Annotated in this window: 6 protein-coding genes; all 6 read right to left on the reverse strand. The window is 33.7% G+C overall.

The genetic code is table 11. The annotated features are described in order from the left end of the window. Positions 1-288: 288 nt before the first annotated feature. Positions 289-459, reverse strand: coding sequence for a hypothetical protein (locus F6K54_RS33905; RefSeq protein ID WP_293087941.1), 171 nt, complete (start codon positions 457-459; stop codon positions 289-291). A gap of 259 nt (positions 460-718) precedes the next feature. Next, positions 719-889, reverse strand: coding sequence for a hypothetical protein (locus F6K54_RS33910; RefSeq protein WP_293087943.1), 171 nt, complete (start codon positions 887-889; stop codon positions 719-721). Positions 890-1,017: 128 nt separating this feature from the next. Continuing rightward, positions 1,018-1,758 (reverse strand): hypothetical protein, encoded by a 741-nt coding sequence (locus F6K54_RS33915; protein WP_293087945.1) that lies wholly within the window; start codon positions 1,756-1,758, stop codon positions 1,018-1,020. A 323-nt stretch (positions 1,759-2,081) separates the two neighbouring features. Beyond that, entirely contained in the window at positions 2,082-2,237 is a 156-nt protein-coding gene (locus F6K54_RS33920; RefSeq protein ID WP_293087947.1) for a hypothetical protein, read from the reverse strand. Further along, entirely contained in the window at positions 2,234-4,180 is a 1,947-nt protein-coding gene (locus tag F6K54_RS33925; RefSeq protein ID WP_293087949.1) for an FAD-dependent oxidoreductase, read from the reverse strand. The genes F6K54_RS33920 and F6K54_RS33925 overlap by 4 nt, the downstream gene beginning before the upstream one ends. A 699-nt stretch (positions 4,181-4,879) precedes the next feature. After that, positions 4,880-5,125, reverse strand: a complete 246-nt coding sequence (locus F6K54_RS33930) for a hypothetical protein (RefSeq protein WP_293087951.1) — start codon at positions 5,123-5,125, stop codon at positions 4,880-4,882. Positions 5,126-5,170 lie beyond the last annotated feature (45 nt).

The following is a 5,170-nucleotide window of genomic DNA, read 5'->3' on the forward strand; positions in this document are numbered from 1 at the left end:
TTGAGGCAACTTTCCTAACTGCAAACTCTCTAGCAAATCATTACCGAATAATTAATACAGGACTTACGCAAAGGCACTGTGTATAGAGTCCAATAACTATTGGACAATAGTTTTGAGCGCTATATATACCGTATCTGCGTAAGTCCTATAATAGTTAATAGTTAATAATTAATAATTCTGGTTTAAAGTCTTCCCTTTCAAGAGAAAAAAGCCGTCGAGGGATGGGGAGGTTTCCTCTCTATTTCCTATTTCCCGAATTACTACTCCCTACTCCCTACTCCCTACTCCCTACTCCCTACTCCCTAAAATCAAATGAATTACATCCACTAAAAACAAGCGATCGCTAATAGATAATTCCCTAATAAATCTAACTAATTCCTGCCAAGATAAACTCCCAAACTCTGACTCAACATTTCCCTTTCCTTGAGGCAACTTTCCTAACTGCAAACTCTCTAGCAAATCATTACCGAATAATTAATACAGGACTTACGCAAAGGCACTGTGTATAGAGTCCAATAACTATTGGACAATAGTTTTGAGCGCTATATATACCGTATCTGCGTAAGTCCTATAATAGTTAATAGTTAATAATTAATAATTCTGGTTTAAAGTCTTCCCTTTCAAGAGAAAAAAGCCGTCGAGGGATGGGGAGGTTTCCTCTCTATTTCCTATTTCCCGAATTACTACTCCCTACTCCCTACTCCCTACTCCCTACTCCCTACTCCCTACTCCCTAAAATCAAATTAATTGCATCCACTAAAAACAAGCGATCGCTAATAGATAATTCCCTAATAAATCTAACTAATTCCTGCCAATATAAACTCCCAAACTCTGACTCAACATTTCCCTTTCCTTGAGGCAATTTTCCTAACTGCAGACTCTCTAGCAAATCATTACCAAATAATTAATAATTAATAATTAAATAATTCTACTTTAAAGCCTCCCCAATTTTTCGGTAAAATTGAATCATTCAATATGGTTGTTTGCTTACTTTTCTTGCACACTGCTCGTTGATGCTTAATCAATAGGACGTAATTGTAGGTTTCTCCTTAACTGCATATATGGAGAAATATCTGTAGGATCGAACATCCAGTAGTCAGGTAGAAACTTCCATCCTCTATCTTGTATTAGTTTGCCTTTCTCTTCTTCAGATAGCAGCATAAGTAGAATAGGTTCTCCACAATCTAATTGTTCAAACTGATATCCTGTTCCTAGAAGCATTGGGTTGATATCACCAGCCAAAATGAACGGATCGTCTGGTGGGCTATTTGGAACAAAACTACAATGCACTGGAACAAAATTACAATACTTTAACTTAAATGAGATTTCTTCTTTAGCTGATTCAACTATTTCATTAGGTATAAAATTTCCACGAGAAATTTTTGATAGTTGCTCTAGCAATTTAACAAACTCCTCAAATTTATATGGTGGCAAATCATCACCCCAAAAAGTCTCTATATAAAAAGGAGTATAAATGACTCGCTTGGTATCGAGTTCAACAATCTGATAATCCTTTTCTTCATCGAATAATTTATATTCTTTGCTTGGATTTATAGAGGCTTGATAATTAACTTCATCTAGACTTAATAAGTGGTCAGGTGCTAAATTTGAGTAATAGTATCGCCTTTCTTCAGAGATTCTTTTGAGAAAGATTATTATTTCAATTAGGTCTTTATCTGGAAGTTTGGAGTAAGCTTCAAAGAAACCTAGATCACAAAAATATCTGGTAGTTTCAAGTAGCCATTCTACTGTGTACATAATATTGCCATTATCACAAACATTTATCGCCCTTGAATTTCTAATTTTATCTGGTACAAAATTATCGGTTAGTAAGGAGTAGGGAAGAAAAAATAGAGATTAATTTTGAACTGTACCTCACCATTTTAAGAAGTTATGAAAATATTTTTTGTAAGCATTCAGCAGTCAGCTATCAGCCATCAGCTATTGCTTTTAGTTTTAGATAAAAGCTTTACTAATTGAGCCATAATTTATACTTACTATAAAAGCTGCCTGAAAAAGTCTATATTCATTTAAAGCCCCTTATGAGAACTGACAGCTAATAGCTAATAGCTGAATGCTTACTATTTTTTATCCTGGTTCGAGGGATATTTTTTCCCTATTAACCCCTTCCTCCTTCCCTCTTCCCTCTTATTATAAAGAATGAAATAGTCCTGCTTCTTTCCTCCTTTTTCCTTCTTCCTTCTTCCTTCTTCCCTCTTCCTTCTTACAAATCTCAAATTTTGAGAATACCCTCTGGATTTACTGATAGTAATTTTCTCTTTTGTAAACCCTCTCGCTCAAGAATTTCATTTGCTGCTAATAACCCACTACTAACAGCTCTTTCCATTAAACCACAGGGAAAAGGCATTTTTACCCAATCTCCAGCAAATATCAAATTATCAGCACCACTGTTAGTTTCTGGACGTTCTTGATAACTACCTGGAGGATAACCGGAAAAATTTTTCTGGTTCACTAATTCCCGATGCAGCATATTAGCATCCTTTAATTCAGGCACAATTTCATACAATTCTTTTTCAAAAGTTGTCAGTAAATTTTCCTGAGTAGGAAACTCTTTTTCTTTGTAACAATAAGCGTGTAATTCTACTACACTACCCCCTGTTTTTTCATGCCATTTAATGAATTGTTCTTGAATGCGATGATAGAGAGTAATACTATCAGTTAATTGATAGCCAGATAGAGAAGTAAAATTACTATTTTCCCAGTCAAAATCTCGGTCAAACCAAAAACGACAGACAGCAAATGGATCGGCTATATTCAGTTTTTGTACTCTGTCTTGTACTTTTTGATTGACATCTCCCTCCATCAAATTAAATAAGTGTTTAACTCCTGAAACATCCGTAGCAAATACATAATAATCTGCCTGAATTTCTGTAGGAATAATCTCTGATTTATTTTCTGTTATATCAACTAACTGCACCTGTTCTTCTCGACTTTGATTAATTTTGTAGCGCGATAAATTTCGTTTTGCTGGACCTGTTAATACTTTTCCTTTACTATCATAAACTGCTCCATGACAAGGGCAGTAAAATTTGCCATCTTCAGCTAAATTAACAGTACAACCTTGATGAGTACAAGTCAGAGAAATAGCCTCATCTGAACCAGCTTTAATAGCAAAAAGACTATCACTCGAACCAAAATAATCAACATCCTGTTTATTGATTTCTAAATTACGTTCTACCCAAAAAGGAATTTTACTTTTAGCCTCTCCTAACTGATAGTTAATAGAATCAACTTTACCTTGTTTCCAATTAATTTTACTAATACCAATATCGGTAAAAATTTTGCCTCCCCGACTTTGAATTTCTTGAGCAATAGGTTGTACTAAACTTGTACCCATATCTTGCTTAGTACCATGAAAAGCCAAACCTTCTGGATTACCAAAAAAATAGAAGTGAAAAAACTGCATTAACTCTGCAACACTCAATTTATCTGGAGCATTAAGACTTGATTTTGCAAAAGGTAAAAAATATAAATCATACAATCCTTGAGGAAAATCTTTTTCCACCCATTCCGCTACAGATAAATTGTCTAATTTTTGGTAAGTATTCTCTACTTGAAAACCACCTATCGCTCGAAAAACTTCCCAATGTTTAGGCTTTACTAAATTAATTCCCCATCTAAATCTATTAGGAGAAGAAATTGCTAAATCCACAATATTCCAAGGAAAGGCAGAACTACTAGGACGAAATACTTCTGGGTCATACTTCCCTTCTCGAAACACCACAGAATAAAACTCTAAAGACTTAAAATTATTAGTAATATTCAGTTCTGAAACTAAACTTTTAAGATTGTAATATTGAGGAAAAAAACCATGAAAACCATGTTCCATCATAAATTTTTCTTCCCCAAAATCAACAGACCAACTAGCAATTTTTCCTCCTAGTTGTGGCGATTTTTCTAACAAAGTAACCCTAAAACCTCGCTGACTAAGTTCATAAGCACAAGCTAATCCTGCTAATCCACCACCAACTACTACTACGCTTTTAGAGCTGTTTAAATATCGTGGTAAGTCCAGATTATCTTGTACAAAAACAGTTGGTTGTGGTTTGGAAAATCTAGTATAACCCACTAAACCAGTGGCAGTAGCAACGGTAAATAATTTGAGTATTGTTCGTCGCGAAACTGATTGTAATGACTTGAGATTATTGAATTGATTCATCAGCAATTAATTGATTACTGTTTGAAATTTTAATTTTGCCGTTTATAGCTTCGATACATTGTAATTTACTCCATAATATTTGCGTATCAAAATATAGAATGCTTAAGCTTTTCTCAAGTTTTCGGATAATAAAGGGTTGGAGAACATGGTCTAAATAAAGAATCTCTAAGTCTAGTATTTTTACCAAAAAATAGGGTCAATAGCCTCCCCTTTCATATGTCTGGTATCAAGTTCTAATAAATACTTAATATATAGCAATCAGGAATCAGTTGTGAGAATTGAGATGGTAAGCATTCAGCTATTAGCTTTTTAAAGAATCAAGCAAAGACTAAGGTTAGCTGACAGAAATATTTCATTTCCTGCGGAATGCTGCGCAAATATATTTCACTCCTTGACTACTAATTTCTTCTTCCAAGATAATGAGTTAATAACTCATAGCTGACGGCTGAATAATTACTTGAGATGTTCCTTAAAAGTATAGGATATAGAAATTATTATATTCATATGATATGTTTTTTTCTTCTTCCCTGTTCCCTGTTCCCTAAAAGTTTTCAATATCTCACAACTCAAATCATATTGCTATAGTGTTTTTACCTGGGATGTGGAAACCAGGTGCTATTAAAAAGGTATGAAGGAGATATTAAAGGAGTTCATTAATTGATAATTGATAATTGATAATTGATAATGGATAATTGATAATTAATAATGGATAATTGATAATTGATAATTGATAATTGATAATTGATAATTGATAATTGATAATTGATAATTGATAATTGATAATTGATAATGGATAATTGATAATTGATAATTGATAATTGATAATGGATAATTGATAATGGATAATTGATAATTACCTCTGGTTAAAACCGTCCTTGATTGAATATAAGGAGATATTATTTCTTTTCTCTTGGTCGATTGGATATGGCGAGGAGACCTTGCCATCCCTCGACCGCTTTTTTCCCCTTAAAAGGGGAGGCTTTAAACCAG

It is taken from the genome of Okeania sp. SIO3B5, assembly GCF_010692555.1.
Lineage (GTDB): Bacteria > Cyanobacteriota > Cyanobacteriia > Cyanobacteriales > Microcoleaceae > Okeania.

Excerpts from the sequence above, each read along its gene's own strand:
- F6K54_RS33915 (WP_293087945.1), bottom strand. The coding sequence starts at position 1,758 with ATGTACACAGTAGAATGGCTACTTGAAACTACCAGATATTTTTGTGAT.
- F6K54_RS33925 (WP_293087949.1), bottom strand. The coding sequence starts at position 4,180 with ATGAATCAATTCAATAATCTCAAGTCATTACAATCAGTTTCGCGACGA.
- F6K54_RS33930 (WP_293087951.1), bottom strand. The coding sequence starts at position 5,125 with ATGGCAAGGTCTCCTCGCCATATCCAATCGACCAAGAGAAAAGAAATA.